The organism is Actinomadura kijaniata NBRC 14229 (assembly GCF_001552175.1).
Classification (GTDB): domain Bacteria; phylum Actinomycetota; class Actinomycetes; order Streptosporangiales; family Streptosporangiaceae; genus Spirillospora; species Spirillospora kijaniata.
This window is the reverse complement of record NZ_BCQR01000051.1, coordinates 1-15,782: the sequence shown is the minus strand read 5'-3', so window position 1 is coordinate 15,782 and position 15,782 is coordinate 1. Positions and strand designations below refer to the sequence as shown.

Annotated in this window: 15 protein-coding genes; 5 read left to right on the top strand and 10 right to left on the bottom strand. The window is 75.0% G+C overall.

Features of this window, described 5'->3' with window-relative positions; translation table 11 throughout:
- Positions 1-144: 144 nt before the first annotated feature.
- From AKI01S_RS17645 to AKI01S_RS51735, 5 genes are all read right to left on the bottom strand, one after another.
- Positions 145-396, bottom strand: coding sequence for a lasso peptide biosynthesis PqqD family chaperone (locus AKI01S_RS17645; RefSeq protein ID WP_067818473.1), 252 nt, complete (start codon positions 394-396; stop codon positions 145-147).
- Between the two features lie 29 nt (positions 397-425).
- The gene (locus AKI01S_RS17640) at positions 426-2,276 is read right to left on the bottom strand and encodes an asparagine synthase-related protein (protein WP_067818470.1); all 1,851 of its coding nucleotides are present in this window, start codon (positions 2,274-2,276) and stop codon (positions 426-428) included.
- A 79-nt stretch (positions 2,277-2,355) separates the two neighbouring features.
- Positions 2,356-2,478: a keywimysin-related RiPP gene (locus tag AKI01S_RS53515; RefSeq protein ID WP_245681673.1), complete on the bottom strand. Its 123-nt coding sequence runs from the start codon at positions 2,476-2,478 to the stop codon at positions 2,356-2,358.
- A 170-nt stretch (positions 2,479-2,648) separates the two neighbouring features.
- Positions 2,649-2,774, bottom strand: a complete 126-nt coding sequence (locus AKI01S_RS50610; protein ID WP_157419907.1) for a keywimysin-related RiPP — start codon at positions 2,772-2,774, stop codon at positions 2,649-2,651.
- A 184-nt stretch (positions 2,775-2,958) separates the two neighbouring features.
- Complete coding sequence (locus AKI01S_RS51735; protein WP_169813973.1) at positions 2,959-3,081, bottom strand: lasso RiPP family leader peptide-containing protein; 123 nt, start codon at positions 3,079-3,081, stop codon at positions 2,959-2,961.
- A gap of 197 nt (positions 3,082-3,278) precedes the next feature.
- On the opposite strand from AKI01S_RS51735, the gene AKI01S_RS17635 reads away from it, so the two are divergent.
- Positions 3,279-4,286 carry an LLM class flavin-dependent oxidoreductase gene (locus tag AKI01S_RS17635; RefSeq protein ID WP_067818467.1) on the top strand — a complete coding sequence of 336 codons (1,008 nt, stop codon included), beginning with the start codon at positions 3,279-3,281 and terminating at the stop codon, positions 4,284-4,286.
- A gap of 11 nt (positions 4,287-4,297) precedes the next feature.
- Here AKI01S_RS17635 and AKI01S_RS17630 read toward each other — a convergent pair whose 3' ends face one another.
- Entirely contained in the window at positions 4,298-5,122 is an 825-nt protein-coding gene (locus AKI01S_RS17630; RefSeq protein WP_169813972.1) for an AfsR/SARP family transcriptional regulator, read from the bottom strand.
- Positions 5,123-5,704: 582 nt separating this feature from the next.
- On the opposite strand from AKI01S_RS17630, the gene AKI01S_RS17620 reads away from it, so the two are divergent.
- Positions 5,705-6,325, top strand: coding sequence for a response regulator (locus AKI01S_RS17620; RefSeq protein WP_067818457.1), 621 nt, complete (start codon positions 5,705-5,707; stop codon positions 6,323-6,325).
- Positions 6,326-6,335: 10 nt separating this feature from the next.
- On the opposite strand, the gene AKI01S_RS17615 is transcribed toward AKI01S_RS17620, so the two are convergent.
- Together AKI01S_RS17615 and AKI01S_RS50605 are read right to left on the bottom strand one after the other, a co-directional pair.
- Complete coding sequence (locus AKI01S_RS17615) at positions 6,336-7,136, bottom strand: alpha/beta fold hydrolase (RefSeq protein WP_067818454.1); 801 nt, start codon at positions 7,134-7,136, stop codon at positions 6,336-6,338.
- Positions 7,124-7,330, bottom strand: a complete 207-nt coding sequence (locus AKI01S_RS50605) for a hypothetical protein (RefSeq protein WP_157419906.1) — start codon at positions 7,328-7,330, stop codon at positions 7,124-7,126. Before AKI01S_RS50605 ends, AKI01S_RS17615 begins: the two co-directional genes overlap by 13 nt.
- Positions 7,331-7,425: 95 nt before the next feature.
- Between AKI01S_RS50605 and AKI01S_RS17610 the strand changes: the two genes are divergently transcribed.
- A complete protein-coding gene (locus AKI01S_RS17610) occupies positions 7,426-8,184 on the top strand; it encodes an SDR family oxidoreductase (protein WP_067818450.1) in 759 nt (252 codons plus the stop codon).
- A 46-nt stretch (positions 8,185-8,230) separates the two neighbouring features.
- Here AKI01S_RS17610 and AKI01S_RS17605 read toward each other — a convergent pair whose 3' ends face one another.
- The gene (locus AKI01S_RS17605) at positions 8,231-9,646 is read right to left on the bottom strand and encodes an MFS transporter (protein ID WP_157419905.1); all 1,416 of its coding nucleotides are present in this window, start codon (positions 9,644-9,646) and stop codon (positions 8,231-8,233) included.
- A 115-nt stretch (positions 9,647-9,761) separates the two neighbouring features.
- On the opposite strand from AKI01S_RS17605, the gene AKI01S_RS17600 reads away from it, so the two are divergent.
- Positions 9,762-10,406: a TetR/AcrR family transcriptional regulator gene (locus AKI01S_RS17600; RefSeq protein ID WP_067818446.1), complete on the top strand. Its 645-nt coding sequence runs from the start codon at positions 9,762-9,764 to the stop codon at positions 10,404-10,406.
- Positions 10,407-10,583: 177 nt separating this feature from the next.
- Here the strand turns inward: AKI01S_RS17600 and AKI01S_RS17595 are convergent, their stop codons facing one another.
- Positions 10,584-13,253, bottom strand: coding sequence for a DUF4132 domain-containing protein (locus AKI01S_RS17595; protein WP_157419904.1), 2,670 nt, complete (start codon positions 13,251-13,253; stop codon positions 10,584-10,586).
- 143 nt (positions 13,254-13,396) lie between these two features.
- Between AKI01S_RS17595 and AKI01S_RS17590 the strand changes: the two genes are divergently transcribed.
- The coding region (locus AKI01S_RS17590; protein ID WP_067818440.1) for an ATP-binding protein at positions 13,397-15,782 on the top strand (2,386 nt) is incomplete at its 3' end.

The following is a 15,782-nucleotide window of genomic DNA, read 5'->3' as shown; positions in this document are numbered from 1 at the left end:
CCCCCCGCCGCAGCGCGGTGAGCACGGCGCGCAGGCGGCGCGGCGGCAGCAGGATCAGCAGCCGGGCGAGGCCGACCGCGACGCGGGCGGCGGCCCGGCGGCGCAGGGGGACGTGGGCGGCGGGCTCCAGCGCGACCGGTATCGTCATGGGACGATCACCTCGGCGTCGCGGAGGGACCGGACGAACGCCGCCACGTCGGCGGTGACCCGCTCGGCGGAGTCCGGGTGCCGACGGCGCAGCGTGGCCACGGCGTCCTCGACGGAGTCGCCGTCCAGCAGCATCCGCAGCACGGCCGCGCCGGTGGCGTTCAGCGTCCAGTACCGGCCGGACGCCTCGTCCAGCAGCACCATGCCCTGTTCGGTCTCGGTCAGCGTCATGTGGGGGCGTAGCGGCATCGCGTTCCTCCGGTTCACAGCGGATGGGGTCACAGCGGTCCGCCGGCGGCGACCGACCGGGCGGCCTCGACCGAGCGCAGCCAGGTCTCGCACGCGAACGTGCTGATCAGCGGGGTCAGGGCCAGCGACGAGGGCGGCAGCGCCTCCAGCACCGACCGCACCCGGGCGGCGTCGACCAGCCCGAGCCGGGCCAGCCGCATGTCCGCCCCGCACAGCTCCAGCAGCTCGGCGCGGCGGCGGCGCAGGCTGTCGTAGGCCTCCGCGCTGTACTCGGCCTTGGTGGCGCGGCCCCGGACGGCGTCGGGGAGGACGCCGCGCATGGCGGTGGTCAGCGCGGGCTTGTAGCGGTCGGGCATCGTGGTGTCCTCGATCCTGATCGCCAGGGCCGCCTCGACGACCCGGTCGTCGACGAACGGCGCGTGCCAGCGCACCCCCGAACGCGAGGTCAGGCGGTCCACCCGGCGCAGCGTGTCACCGCACAGCCGCACGTCCTGGAGCGTGGCGTGGCGGCCGCGCTGCGGGGCCAGCGGCTCGGGCCCGGCCGCGCCGGTCCGGCGCAGGAGCCGCCGCACCGCCGCGACCGCGTCGGGGGTCGCCCACGGCGGGAGTCGGTAGCCGATCCCCCAGCTGAACGACGGCGATCCCCCGGTCTCCCGTACGGGATCGGTGAGGGTGCCGGCGGACGACACCAGCCAGCTCCCGAACGAGCCGTTCTCCAGCAGCCCCCGCACGGTCGGGACGAGCCGCCAGCGGTACATGGCGCGATGGGCGCGCAGGTGGCGGATCGCGCCGACGCGGCGGGTGCGCGCCAGGGTGTGCAGGTCGAGGGGGGAGCTCATGAACAGCTCGTCGCCGCCGTGGCCGGTGAGGTGGTCGGCGGACCCGGCCGCGGCGACCTGCCGGGCCATGTGGGTCAGCCGGGAGCGGGTGCGGATCCACGCGAACGGGCCCTCGATGTCGGGGTCGGGTTCGGCCAGGTCGGCGAACCAGCTCGGCGCGGTCTCCCGGGGCAGCACGAGGTGGCGCGCGTCGGGGAGGTGGTCGGCGGCGAGACCGGCCCACACCTGGTCCTCGTCGGTGGGGTTGACCGCTTCCCAGCGGGTGGTGACGAGCCGCTCGACCACGTCGGCGGCCAGGAAGCACAGGCTGGTGGAGTCCATGCCGCCCGACAGGTCGGCGCTGAGGGTCGCGGCGCCGCGGGCGCGGACCGTGACGGCCTCGCGCAGCGCCTCCCGGACCCGGGCCGCCCCCTCCTCCAGCGGCAGGTGCGGCTCCGGGGGGCGCCACCAGCGCACGTGCCGTCCCCGTCCGGAGCGGTCGAGTTCGAGGAAGCAGCCGACCGGCACCGTCTCGACGCCCCGCCACAGCGGCCGCTCGCTGAACGGCCACGGCGGCCAGGGCGCCAGCAGACGGCAGGCGAGCAGCTCCTCGTCCAGGTCCGCGTCGTCGAGGTCCCCGACGAGCGGGATCGGCGCCGTGGCGGCGACGGTCACGCCCGCGCGCCGGGTGTGGAAGACCCGGCGCGCGGCGGAGACGGTGCCCTGGACCCGCACCTCGCCGGCGATGGAGGCCACGAGATGGAAACTGCCGGAAACGCGCGCGCACAGCGCGTCCAGGTCGCGCACCGAGCGGGCCCGGCCAACGGCCTCGCGCAGTTGCTCCGCGGTCACCGAGGCGGGGCCGAACAGCGCGACGCGGTCGTTCCCGGCAACGGCCTCCACGACGGTCTCCCCGGCCCAGTCCCCGACGATCCAGGGGCGGCCCGACCCGTGCGGGAGGGCGTTCGGGAAAGGCGTGCGGCCCGTCCGGTCCGGCGTTCGCGCCAATTCGCCGAAGACGGCCGTGGCGCCGGGCGTGTCCGGCAGGACGAAGAAGTCCACAGTTTCCGTATCCCTTGCTCAGCGCGTCGACGTGCCCGGCGCGTGGAAATGGCCTCGGTCTCGGTTTCCCGTCGGATCGTCAGCAGTACATGATGCACAGCCAGTGGGAGTCGAAACCCCAGCCGAGACGACCCAGGGTCGTCCGGGAGAAATCACCCACCTCCGTCAGCGTGGGCGGTTCGTAGAACTCGGTCGTCCGCACGGGAGACTCCTTTCTCGTTCCGGTCGATCTTCTCCTGAACAGCACTCTAAATCCTTCGTCCTTGCAGTTGTATTTCAGCAGCCGTGCACTTGACATCCGTGCGAGAAACGGCCGGACCGGCGCCGCGTCGCGGCGCCGGTCCGGCTTCGTCACGAGGTTCCGACGAACCGTCAGCAGAACATGACGCAGGTCCAGTCGGCCTCGAAGCCCCAGCTGGGACGGCCGAGGGTGACCTGGGCGAAGTCGCCCACCTCCGTCAGCGTGGGCGGTTCGTACATTTCGATCTTCCGCTCCATGAGAAACGCCTTTCAGTGTCCCGGGGAGAGTCCGGACGATTCTCCGCCTGGCTCGACTCTAGGCGCACTCCCCTTGCAGTTGCGTTTCAGCAGACCTGCACTTGGGTTTCGAGATGGACGGCGAACGGGCCGGCGCCGCGACATGCGACGTCGGCCCGCCCTGACGCGAGTCGTTGCCCGGATGTCAGCACACGAAGCATGTCCATTCGGCCTCGAATCCCGTCATCCCGCGGCCGAGGGTCAGGGAGGCGAAGTCGCCCACCTCCGTCAGCGTGGGCGGCTCGTACGCCTCGGTCTTCTGCTCCACGGAGACACCTTCCTCTGGGCCATGGGAGAGTCCGGACGATTCCCCACCTGACCAGAAGCCTATGCGCCCCCTCCTTGCAGTTGCGTTTCAGCTTCCCTGCACTTCCCTGGAGGCAGTGGTTCCGCGTCTGCGGACATATTGAATTCGCCCGCCCGGGAAGCAAGGATGCACAAAAGGCAAGGGAGAGGAGATCGACGTTGACCGTTCTTTCGATTCTTGACACCGCGCCGGTGTGGCGGGACTCGTCCCCGGCGCGGGCCCTGCGCGAGACGCTGCGGGCGGCGCAGGAGGCCGAGCGCATGGGCTACCACCGCTACTGGGTCGCCGAGCACCACAACGCCCCGTTCATCGCCAGCTGCGCGCCGCCGGTGCTCGTGGCGCTGATCGCGGCCGCCACGTCCCGGATCCGGGCGGGGTCCGGCGGGGTGATGCTGCCGAACCACCCGCCGCTCGTCGTCGCCGAGCAGTTCGCGACGCTGGAGGCGCTGCATCCGGGGCGCGTCGACCTCGGGGTGGGCCGTTCGCCGGGCACCGACATGGCCACCGCGCGGGCGCTGCGCCGGGTCAGCAGCCCGCCGGGCTCCGACGCCTTCCGCGAGCAGGTGCGCGAGCTCGTCGGCTACTGCTCGCCCCGGGAGGGGGACGAGATCGTCGCCGTTCCGGCCACCGACGCCCGCCCGCCGGTGTGGCTGCTCGGGTCGAGCGTCGACAACGGGCGCTTCGCCGGTGAGCTCGGGCTGCCGTTCGCCTTCGCCCACCACATCCGCCCGGAGAACGCGGTGGACGCGCTGCGCGCCTACCGGGAGGCGTTCCGCCCCTCGGCGGCCCTGGCCGAGCCGTACGCGCTCATCTCCTGCGCGGTCATCGTCGCCGACACCGACGAGCGCGCGCGATGGCTCGCCGGTCCCTCGAAGGTGGTCGTCGCCGAGTCGTTGAAGGGCACCCGGAACGCTCCGAACCCCACCCCGGAGCAGGCGGCGCGGGTGCGGTGGACGAGCGCCGAGGAGTCGGTGCTGGAGGCCCGGACCGCGCACCATCTCGTCGGCGCGCCGGACACCGTGCGCGACCGCGCCGTGCGGCTCCTCGACGACACCGGCGCCGACGAGCTGATGGTCATGACGCTGGTCCACGACCTGGACGAACGGCTGCGGTCCTACGAGCTGCTGGCCAAGACCCTGGAGGCGGAGGCCGGGAAGGCGGGATGAACCGGGACGCCTCAGGCGACGCGGGGGCCGGTGGCCCACCCGCCTCCGACGGCGCCGAGGCCGGAGGCGGGCAGCACCCCGCGGTCGTCGCGCAGGATCGCGACCTGGAGGTCGCGCAGCTCCAGGGTGGGGTCCACGCCGAACTCGTCGCGGAGCCGCGCGCTGATCCGCCCGTAGGCGTCCAGCGCCTCCACCCGGCGGCCCGACCCGTACAGCGCCAGCATGAGCTGCCGCCAGAACCGCTCGCGGAACGGGTACCGGACGGTCAGCGTCCGCAGCTCCCCCACGAGCCGTTCGTACCGCCCCAGCGCCAGTTCCACCTCCGCCCACCACTCCACCGTCCGCAGGTACTGCTCGGTCAGCCGCAGGGCCCTGCCCCGGTGCAGCGACTCGGAGGGCACGTTGGACATGGCCGGCCCCCGCCACAGCTCCAGCGCCGCCCCGAGCGCCGCCGCCTGCGCCGCCGGGTCCCCCCGGTCCCGGGCCGCGGCGGCCGTCCCGGTCAGGTCCTCGAAGCGCGGCAGGTCCAGATGGCGCGGATCGATCTCCATGACGTAGCCGCCCGACGACGTCGCCAGCAGCCCGGCGGCTCCGGGGGCCTGCCGGTCGAGCCACTGCCGCAGCCGGGAGACGCAGCTGTGCAGGGCCTCCCGGGGCCGGTCGGGCTGCCGGTCGCACCACAGATGGTCGAAGACCTCCTCGACCGGGACGACCTGGGACGCGTTGAGCACCAGCGTGGCGAGCAGGATCCGCTGGCCGCTCTTCGGCAACCGCGCGCGCCGGTCCCCGAAGTACGCCTCGAACGGCCCCAGCACCTTGAAGGTCACAGCCTGCACCTGGCCCTCCTCCGGTGAGCGTTTCATGCTTCGCTCGTGACAGCCTGCGTCCCGGCCAGGGCTTTGTCATGACGGCCGTTCGACGGTCACTCTCCGCGACGGTCACTCTCCGCACACGAACCCTTGCGCCGCGGTCAACCTCCTGGTTAACCTCGCTCCAACGCCCCCAAGTCCATCCAGATCGCAGGGTGACCACACGCTCCCATGGTCCAAAAACTCCCCCCATGCTCCGGCCCGCCCGAATGCGCCCCGGGCCGCCCCACCGCCGTCCACCACGGGAGCACACCGACCGTGACCATCACCGCGGCGACCGGCGAGGACATGAGAATCTCCCCTCTCGGGCAGCCGAAGCCCCCGGCGGTCACGATCGCCCCGGCGGCATCCGCCCAGCCCCGGGCCGACGCCGCCTGCGTCGCGGTCGTCGGGGAACGGGGGCGCGTTCGGTGGGGCCGTGGGGTGGGGCCGTTTGGGCCGGCGGTGGTCGCCGTCGGTTCGGGTATCCGCGTCGTTCCGCGCCGGCCTCATGTCTGAGTCCTCTGACGCGTCGCCGCGCGGGGGCGGTGCGTTCGGGGTGGAGGCGCGATGGCGACGCCGGTGACCGTCGCCGTCGTCGACGACCACGACGTGGTGCTGTCGGGGGTGCGCGTCTGGCTGGAGCAGGCCCCGCACCCGATCGAGGTCGTCGCCGCCGCCACGGATCTGGACGGCCTCGACCCCACCGCCGACGTGCTGATCACCGACCTGCGCGTCGGCGGTCAGCTGGTCCTCGACCGCATCGCCGACCTGGCCGCCGCGGGTTGCCACGTGGTGGTGTTCTCCCGGCACGCCGAGGCGCCCCTCGTGCGCCGCGCCGAGCAGGCGGGGGCGCTCGCCTTTGTCTGCAAGGAGTCCCGCGAGGGCCGTGCGCACCTCGTCGAGGCCGTCCTCGCGGCCGCGCGCGGCAAGCCCTACACCGCGCCCTCGCGCGCCGGAGCCACGGCCGCCCGCCGCCCCCACTTCTCGGAGCAGGAGCTGCGCACGATGCGCCTGTGGCTCGGCGGTCTCACCCGTGCGGCCGTGGCCCGTCAGATGGGCATCAGCGAGCACACCGTCAAGCAGTACCTGGAGCGCGCCCGCAGGAAGTACGCCCAGGCGGGGAGGGAGGCCCCCACGCGGATCGACCTGTACCGCGAGGCCCAGAGGGACGGCATCGTCGGCCTGTGATCCCGGCGGGTCAGGACGCGGTCCGGAAGAACTCGACCAGGATGGGCGCCAGGGCGTCGGCCTCGAACTCGTGGTTCTGCCCCTTGATCAGGACGTGCCGGACTCCGGGCACCGCCTCGCGGACGTGGTCGGCCGCGTGGTGCAGCACCTCCATGGTCTCCTCGCCCTCCATCAGCAGGACGGGAACGGTCAGGTCCGCGAACTCCCCGGGGTGCAGCAGCCCGTCCCCCAGCGCGCAGGCGTCGTAGCGCAGGGTCGGCGCGATCTCCGCCATGCGCGGCCACCACGGCTCCCGGCGGAGCTGCGGCATGGCCTCCTCCGGCGCGCCGGTCATGCGGACGAAGCGGGCCAGCGCGTCGTCCTTGCGACCCTCGGCGATCAGCTCGCGGATGTCGGCGTAGTAGTCCAGGTGGGCGCGTGACTCCTCCTCGGTCCGCCCGTACGGCGGCTCCCACAGCGCGACGCCGGCCGCCGGGACGCCGTGCGCGGCGGCCCGCCACGCCAGGATCGCCCCGGAGGACGCGCCGAACAGGCAGGCCCTTCCCCCGGCGGCCCGGACGACGGCGGCCAGGTCGTCGAACTCCTGCCGGGCGGCCCGGTCCATCGGGTCGTCCAGGGAGCCGTTGTCGCCGCTGTCGCCGCGGCCACGGCGGTCGTAGTTGTAGACGGTGAAGTGCTCCGACAGCAGGGCCGCCAGGGGGTCGTGGGCGTGCCGGTCGCACAGCGCGCCGGCCACCAGGACCACCGCCGGGCCGCTCCCGGTGCGCTCGTAGGCGATCACGGTGCCGTCGGTCGAGGTCACGGTCTCCATGGCTCCTCCTTCGTCCTGCCTCCATGGTGACCCCCGTCACTGACAGAACTCATCGCGACGGCCTCCAGCGGGCGGCCGGCGCTGCGCCGCCCCAGGACCGCCACGTCCAGGATCGAGTGGTGGGCGCGGGACGGTGGGAGCCGGTCCAGCCGGGCGGCCAGATGCGCGGCGGTGACGGGGGGTTCGCGGGCCATGGGCGGGACGCTGGGGACGTGCGGGTGGCCGCGGCCAGGGGCGGTGGCAGACTTCGCACCCGGAGGTCAGGAAGGTCGGAGGGGAAGGTCAGGCCATGGAGAGCACGGGCGGGGTCGCGGTGGTGACCGGCGCGGGGTCGGGGATCGGCGCGGCGGTCGCGGCGGCGTTGCTGGAGGACGGGTGGCGGGTCGCGCTGGCGGGGCGGCGCGCGGCGGCGCTGGAGGAGACCGCCCGGAAGGCCGGGGCGGGCGACCGCGCGCTGGTGGTGCCCGCCGACGTCACCTCGCCGGAGTCGGTGGAGGCGCTGTTCGCGGCGGTGCGGCGGTGGTGGGGGCGGCTGGACCTGCTGTTCAACAACGCCGGGAGGTTCGGCGCGGCGGCCCCGGTGGAGGAGTTCTCCCTCGACGAGTGGCGGTCGGTGGTCGACACCAACCTGACGGGGGCGTTCCTGTGCGCGCGGGAGGCGTTCCGGCTGATGAGGGAGCAGGATCCGCGGGGTGGGCGGATCATCAACAACGGGTCGCTGTCGGCGCACACGCCGCGCCCGCACGCGGTCGCCTACACCGCCACCAAGCACGCGGTGACGGGGCTGACCAAGCAGCTGTCGCTGGAGGGCCGCCGGTACCGGATCGCCTGCGGGCAGATCGACATCGGCAACGCCGCCACCGAGATGACCAGCGGGTTCGGCGGGGGCGCGCTGCAGGCCGACGGGTCGGTGCGCGCCGAGCCGGTGATGGACGTGCGGCACGTGGCGGAGGCGGTGCGGTACATGGCGGGCCTGCCGCTGGACGCCAACGCGCAGTTCCTGACGGTGATGGCGACGGCGATGCCGTCGTTCGTGGGCCGGGGCTGACCGCCGGTGCGGCGCGGACGGGGCGTCCGCGCCGCACCGGGACGGCTCAGCGTCCGCGCCGCAGCAGCGCGGCGATGAGCACCAGCAGGGCCAGGCAGACCCCGGCCAGCACCCACAGCACGGTGTGGAACGCGGCGTCGTAGGCGGCGGGGTCGGTGCCGCCGGCCAGGCTGGTGAGCAGGGCCGCGTAGAAGGCGACGGCGACGGCCTCGCTGCCCAGGCGCAGCGTGTTGAGGAAGCCCGCGGCCATGCCCGCCTTCTCGGGGGCGACCAGTTCGAGGGCCCGGCCGTCCACCAGCCCGGCGGCCAGCGCCATGCCCGCGCCGGTGACCAGCATCGGGACGGCGACGGCGGCGACCGGCACGCGCGGGCCGAACAGGGTCAGGGCCGCGTCGCCGACCACCAGGCAGACCAGGCTGGCATAGATGATCGTCAGGGCGGGGACGCCGCGCGCGACCAGCCGGGCCGCCAGCAGCGGGCACACCAGCATCGGAGCGGTGAGCAGCACCATGATCAGTCCGGCCGCGCCGCTGGAGCGGCCGCCGACGACGGTCAGGTAGCTGGGCAGGTAGGTCAGCAGGGTCACGAAGCCGAACGACCCGGCGACCGGGACCAGGCACAGGCCCAGGAAGCGGCGGTCGGCCAGCAGTCCCAGGTCGAGCATGGGGTCGTGGCGGCGGCGTTCCACGGCCGCGAACACCGCGAGCGCGGCGGCCGCCCCGGCGAACAGGGCCAGCACGCCCGCGCTGGCCCAGCCCCACTGCGAGCCCTGGACGATGGCGCAGGTCAGCAGGAACATCGCGAGCACGAACAGCGCGATGCCGGGCACGTCGATCCGGGTCGCGGCGCGGCGCCGCTCGGCGGCGGCGCGGGCCAGGGCCGGGACGAGGGCCAGCACGACGGCCAGGGCGGCGGCGTGCAGCGCGAACACCCAGCGCCAGTCCAGGGCCTGCACCAGCGCGCCCGACAGCGTCGGACCGAACGAGACGCCGAGTCCGGCGACGGTGCCGAACAGCGCGAACGCGCGGGCGCGCGCCGGCCCCTCGTACATGCCGGCCAGGATCGCGCTGCCGCAGGAGAAGATCGCCGCGCCGCCGAGCCCGGCCAGGGCGCGGGCGGCGTCCAGGGTGTGCACGCCGAGGGCCAGGGCGCTGCCGAGGGAGGCCAGCGCGTAGATCCCGGCGCCGAGGGCGAAGGCGCGGACCCGGCCGGTGATGTCGGCGAGCGAGCCCCAGGCGAGGGTGAAGCAGGCGAACGCGACGTTGAAGGCGTTCACCACCCACTGGAGGGCGGCGTCGGAGGCGTGGGTGTCGGCGCCGATGGCGGGCAGCGCCACGGCGGTGCCGGAGATCGAGCTCGGCACGACGAAGACGGCCAGCAGGACGCCGGACAGGCCGAGCGCGCGGGCCTGGGACCCGGTCCGCGGGGGCGCCGCCGGGGCGGCGTCGGTGGTTGCGGTCATGCGGGAGTGCTCCCGGGGTGAGACGACGGGGATGTGGTGGCCACCGAGAGGAGAGTGCCACTGAGTGGCAAAAGCTGTCAAAGCGCGTTCGCTTCCGAGTGGGTAAGCTGGGGGCATGACCCCGCCGGTGATCCCCGACACCAAGGACGACCTGCGCGCCCTGCCGCTGCGCGAGCGCAAGAAGGAGCGCACCCGCCGCGCGCTGACCGAGACCGCGCTGCGGATGTTCACCGAACGCGGCTACGACGCGACCACGCTCGACGAGCTGTGCGACGCGGTGGAGGTGTCCAAGCGGACGTTCTTCCGGACCTTCCCGTCCAAGGAGGCGGTCGCGCTGGCCGCCGACCAGGAGCTGTGGTCGGCGTACCTGGCCGACGTGGAGGGCATGGAGTTCGACGGGCCGGTGCTGGAGACCCTCGGGCGCGGGCTGGTGGCGACCCTGCGGCGGATGGACGCCGACTGGGAGCGCCGGTTCCTGGCCGCCCGTGAGCTGTGCGCCTCGGTGCCCGCCGTCCAGGCCCACAGCCTGGGCTACTGCAACGACACCACGCAGGCGCTCATCGCCGGGGCCGGCGCCCGGCTGGGCCTGGACGTCGGTGACGCGCGGCTGCGGATGGTGGTGGAGCTGGCCATCGCCGCCTGGCGCACCGCCGCGCTGGCCTGGACCGGGAAGGGCGGCGAGGGCGGCCGCGCCGGTCTGGTCCGCGCCGTCGAGGAGACCTTCGCCGTCGCCCCGGACGCGCCCGCGCTGTCCGCCTGACGACCTCGTTCCGGGCGTGCCGGTTCCGGGCGTGCCGGTTCCGGGCGTGCCGGTTCCGGGCGTGCCGGTTCCGGGCGTGACGGGACGTCGCAGCGGGTAGTCCTCGGATGCCGGGAGCGCCGCCGCACTGGTTCCCCACCGCACGCGGTCGGCGCTTCCCGGCCCCGCCGCCCCGCCTTAGTCCTTCGCGTGGTCCACGACGCCGGCCATCGTGAGCAGCAGCTCGGACGCGGTGATGTCGTCCAGCTCGGCGAACGTGGTCCTCGACCCGCCGGTGCCGTAGTCGTAGGCGTCGTGGTCGGCGATCCAGAGCCTCTCCAGCGTCTGCCCCTCCCAGCCCGCCGGGGACGTGGCGGGGAATCCCGGGTAGACGTCGAGGATGACCGTCAGCCCGTTCGGCGTGTCGAACCGCAGGGAGCTCTGCACGCCCCCCTCCCCGGCGAGGCCGCGGCGCCAGCCCTCGCGTTCCAGCCTCAGCAGCGCGCCGACACCGACCTGAGCGCCGGAGAAGCGCTCGATGGTGCCGCTCGCGCGCTCCTCGGCGGTGAGCGCGTCGACCGGCCTGCCGAGCTGCGGGAACGGCTGGAGGATCTCGTAGTCGGCGAACAGCCCGCTCCAGGCGGGGACGGTCTCCCCCAGCCGAAGGGGGTGCGCGACCAGGACGGAGCCGGAGCCCGGCGGGGGGAGGACCTCGTCGTCCACGTCCGCGAAGGAGCGGTCCTCCGCGACGCGGAACGCCGTGACCGCGCCGTCGTCCTCCTCGTGGAGCCAGACCAGCCGCCGCGCGAGATGGTGCACCAGCGGGTGCTCCACGAACAGCCGGCGGAAGTCCTCGGCGCTCCAGCGGCGCTGCCGCGTCATAGCCCGTTCCATCCGCCGGACCAGGTCGGAGGCGACGCCCCGGACGTCCTTCTTCAGCCCGCCGAACGCCCGGTGGGCGGCGGGCGCGAGCTCGGGGTCGTCCTTCGCCCCCGGTTTCGGCAGGGACTTGAGGAGCCTGCCCCCGTCGTCGTACACGACCGGGCGCAGCCGCTCGTCGAAGCCCACCCGGAAGGAACGCGGGCCGTAGTCGAGGACCATGCCGCCCGCGTCGTCCAGGCCGAAGTCGGGGACCATGCGGTCGGCGAGCTGCTCCAGCGTGAGGCCGCGCGCCCGCGCGACCTGGTCGAGCAGCTTGACCGCCTTGTTCTTCAGCCGCTTGGGACGGGCCTTCTCGGCGACGAGGTGCAGTTGCAGGACGGCGACGTCGGAGCCGGACGCGGCGAGCACGTCCAGGCCGTTCAGCGGCGCCCTGAGGTGGAGCTGCCCGGTGGCGGCGCGGGCCAGCGCGCCGAGGCGGCGCATGGTCTCGTCGTCCCCGGTCCAGCAGAGCTGCGCCCAGACCATCCGCGACTCCTCGCCGGCGGACCGCCCCAGTTCGAACAGCGCCCAGCCGAACCGCGCGAGGGACACCGGGTCGAGCGCGTCCAGCGCCTCCCTCAGCGGCGCGGCCGGAGCGCGCTTCGGGCTCGCCTTGCCCAGGGCCGCGAGCAGGTTCGCGGTCGCGTCCTCCGGCAGCGCCAGGCCGCTTCCCCGCATCAGGATCTGCGGAAGCAGGGCCGGCGGGGCCCACGGCGGGGCGCCCTCCTTCGCGCCCTTTCGGAGCGCCTTCGGGACGGCGGTCGCGGGGGCCTCCGGCAGTCGCGCCGCCTCGGCGGCCTCGATCGCCGCGCGCGCCGGATCGTCCGGCCCCGCCGGCCGGGCCCGCAGCCCGGGGTGGGCCCGCAGGTGCGCGGCCAGCAGGCGCGCCACCCGTTCGGAGCCCTCGGCCCGCCCGGAGAGAACGCGCAGGGCGCGTTCCGGGAAGCGCTCCATCATCGCGGTCAGGGCCTCCGGCCCGCCCTGCCGGTCGAGGTTGTCGGCCACGATGGTCAACGCCTCGTCGCCCGGCAGCAGCGAGAGCACCTGGAAGATCGCCCTGCGCGCGGAGGCGTTGAAGCCCGTCCCGTAGATGTAGTCGCGGACGTCCTCGTCGGTCTCCTCCAGCGCCGCCGCCAGGTACGGGGCGACGGCCGGTCCGATCCCCTCGGCGGCGGTGAGCAGGACCTCCAGTCCCACCCCGTGGTCGTCGAAGCGCACCCGGCCGGTCTCGCCCAGGCGCGCGAGCTGCCGGGGGGATCCGAGGGAGCACCAGAGCGGTCCCGGCACGTGGGGCTCCTGCCCGGGCCGTTCGCGGACGCATTCGTCCACCCACTCCCGCCGCGACGGGACCAGGAACGCGACCATCAGGCGCTGCCGCCGCGTGGCGCGGTGCCCGGCGAGCCGTTCGACGGCCTCGGCGTGGTCGGGCTCGTCCGCGGCCGCCAGCAGCGCGCGCATCCGCCTCCCGGCGGGTCCGGCCGCCCACGGCGGCCGCTCCCGCGACCAGCCGTCGGCCTTGAGGACGTCGTCGCCGCTCAGCCTGTCCATGTCGACGGCGAGGCCGTCCACCTCCGCGCAGGCGCAGGCCGCGAACGCGAGCCCGTGCCCGACGACCCACGCGTCGATCCAGGACTCCGGGTCCCGGGCGTCGGACACGTGCGTCGCGACGAGGGCGACGGCGGCCGCGCCGCGCGGGTCCGGATCGCCGTCCAGGTACGCCCGCGCCGCGCCCACCGCGCCGGGGTCGCTTCCCGGATGGTCCAGCAGCCGTTCGACGGAGGGGCGCGCCTCCGCCAGCCGGTCGCGCACCCGCCGGGCGGCGGACGGGTCGGGCGCCGGGGGCGGGTCCGGCATCGTCCCGCCGCGGCGCGGCAGGAGCTCTCCGCGCAGCGCCTCGGGGATGGTCAGAAGGTCTTCGCCGCCGGGCACGGGGGGATGATCATTCATGCGGGCCAAGGTTAGGGGGGCCCGCCGACAACGGCCCCGCCGCCGCACGAGCGCGATCATCCCCTCAGTCACTTTGTCGGGGTTCACCGACTTCGGCGGGAAAAGGATGGCGATCTGCGCGAGTGCGGTGTCACGATGACGCGGTGGGCGGGGACCTGTTCGAACGCGCGGTCCCGTTGGGCGCGCTGCGCGAGACGGTCGAGCGCGCCGCGTCCGGACCTTCGGGAGCGGTGGCGCTGGTCAGCGGCGAGCCCGGGATCGGCAAGACCACGCTCATCGGCGCGTTCCTGAGGGAGCTGGCCGCGCGGGGCGCGGACGGGCCCCGCGTGCTGACGGGCGCCTGCGACGACCTGCTGGCCCCGCGCGGGCTGGGGCCGTTGCGCGACGCGATGGCCGGGACCGGCGGCCCCCTGGAGGCGGCGCTGGACGGCGACGCGCCCGCCACCGAGATCCCGGCGGCCGCCGCGCGGGAGTTCGCCGGGCCCCGGCTCGACGTGCTGGTCGTGGAGGACGTGCACTGGGCCGACGACGCCACGCTGGACGTGCTGAGCTACCTGGCGCGGCGGCTGGCGTCGTTGCGGCTGGTGGTGGTGCTCACGTTCCGGGACGAGGCGCTGGACGACGCCCACCCGATGCGGGAGCTGCTGGGGGTGCTGGCCGGTGCGCCGGTGCGCCGGGTCCGCCTGGAGCCGCTGTCGGAGGCGGCGGTGGCGGGGCTGGCGGCGGGAACGCGGTGGGACGCGGCGGCGCTGCACGCGCTGACCGGCGGCAACCCGTTCTATGTGACCGAGGTGCTGGCCGCGCCGGGCCAGGAGGTCCCGGCGACGGTGACCGACGCGGTGCTGGCGCGGCTGCGGCGGCTGGACCGGCGGTGCCGCACGGCGCTGGAGCAGCTGTCGGTGGTGCCGACGCGGGTGGGGTTCCCGCTGGCCGAGGCGCTGCTGGGTGACCTGGAGGTGCTGGACGAGGCCGAACGGCGCGGGGTGCTGGAGGCGCGGGCGGGCGGGCTGGCGTTCCGGCACGAGCTGGCGCGCCGGGCGATCGAACGCGGACTGCCGGCGGTGCGGCGGCTGACGCTGAACCGGGCGGTGCTGCGGGCGCTGCGCGAGCAGGACCCGCCGGATCTGGCGCGGCTGGTCCACCACGCGGTCGAGGCGCACGACCCCGAGGCCGTGGTCCGGTACGCGCCGGAGGCCGGACGGCAGGCGGCGCGGGCCGGGTCGCGGCGGCAGGCGATCGCGCACTACGAGGCGGCGCTGCGGCACGCGCACCTGCTGCCCCGGGCCGAGCGGGCCCGGCTCACCGAGGACCACGCCTGGGAGCTGTACAACACCCACCGCTACCCCGAGGCGGTGCGGGCCGGGCGGGAGGCGGTGGCGCTGTACGAGGAGCTGGACGATCCGGTCGCGTTGGGCGAGGCCCTGGTGCGGCTGTCGCGGCACGTCTACATGACCGGCCGCACCGACCAGGCCGAGGAGGCGGTGGACCGGGCGGTGCGGGTGCTGGAGCCGACCGGGTCGGCGTCGGCGCTGGCGCACGCGAGCGTGTACCGGGGCGCGATGTACGCGCTGACCGAACGGTCGGAGGCGGCGCTGACGGTGCTGCGGCAGGCGCGGCGGCTGGCGGTGCGGGCGGGGCGGCAAGACCTGGTGGCGCTGTGCTCCAACTACCTGGGCCTGGCCGGGGCGGACGTGTACGGGGCCTCGCGCGGCATCCGGCTGCTGCGCGCCAGCCTGGCGCAGGCGCGGGCGTGCGGCCACCACGAGTACACCGCGCGCGGCTACACCAACCTCAGCGAGCTGCTGTACCGCTACGGCCGCTATGACGAGCTGGACGAGTGCGTCACCGAGGGGCTGGCGTTCGTGCGGGAACGCGGCATGCCCTCGCACGCCTACAACCTGGAGACGCACCGCTGCCTGTCGTTGACGCGCAAGGGCCGGTGGGCGGAGGCCGAGGAGGGGTTGCGGGCGCTGGTGGAGGAGAGCCGCGATCCGGGGATGCTGTACGTCTACAGCGTTCCGCCGTACGCGCGGCTGCTGGCGCGGCGCGGCGACGAGCGGGCGGCGTCGCTGCTGGCGCAGGCGTGGGAGCGGGCCAGGCGGCAGCGGTCGCTGCTGGGGATCGCCTACGCGGGCATCGCGTACGTGGAGTGGGCGTGGCTGAACGGCCGTCCCGAGCTGGCGGCGGAGGTCGGCGCGGTGGTGGCGCGGCGCACCGAGCGGCCCGGGGAGGCCCCGTTGCGCGGTGAGCTGCTGCGGTACCTGCGGCGCGCGGGACTGGAGGCGCGGCCGTTCGCCGGGTGCCCGGAGGAGTACGCGGCGGGGCTGCGCGGCGACTGGCAGGCGGCGGTGGCCGCGTGGGAGCGGATCGGCGACCCCTACGAGCGGGCGCTGGAGCTGGCCGAGTCGGGGCGGGCGGCGGGGCGGCAGGCGGTGCGGGAGCTGGAACGGCTGGGCGCGGTGGCGGCGGCCGCGGTGGTGCGGGCCCGGTGGGGCGACGTCGCGCCGGGCGGGACCGCGCCGGGGGCCC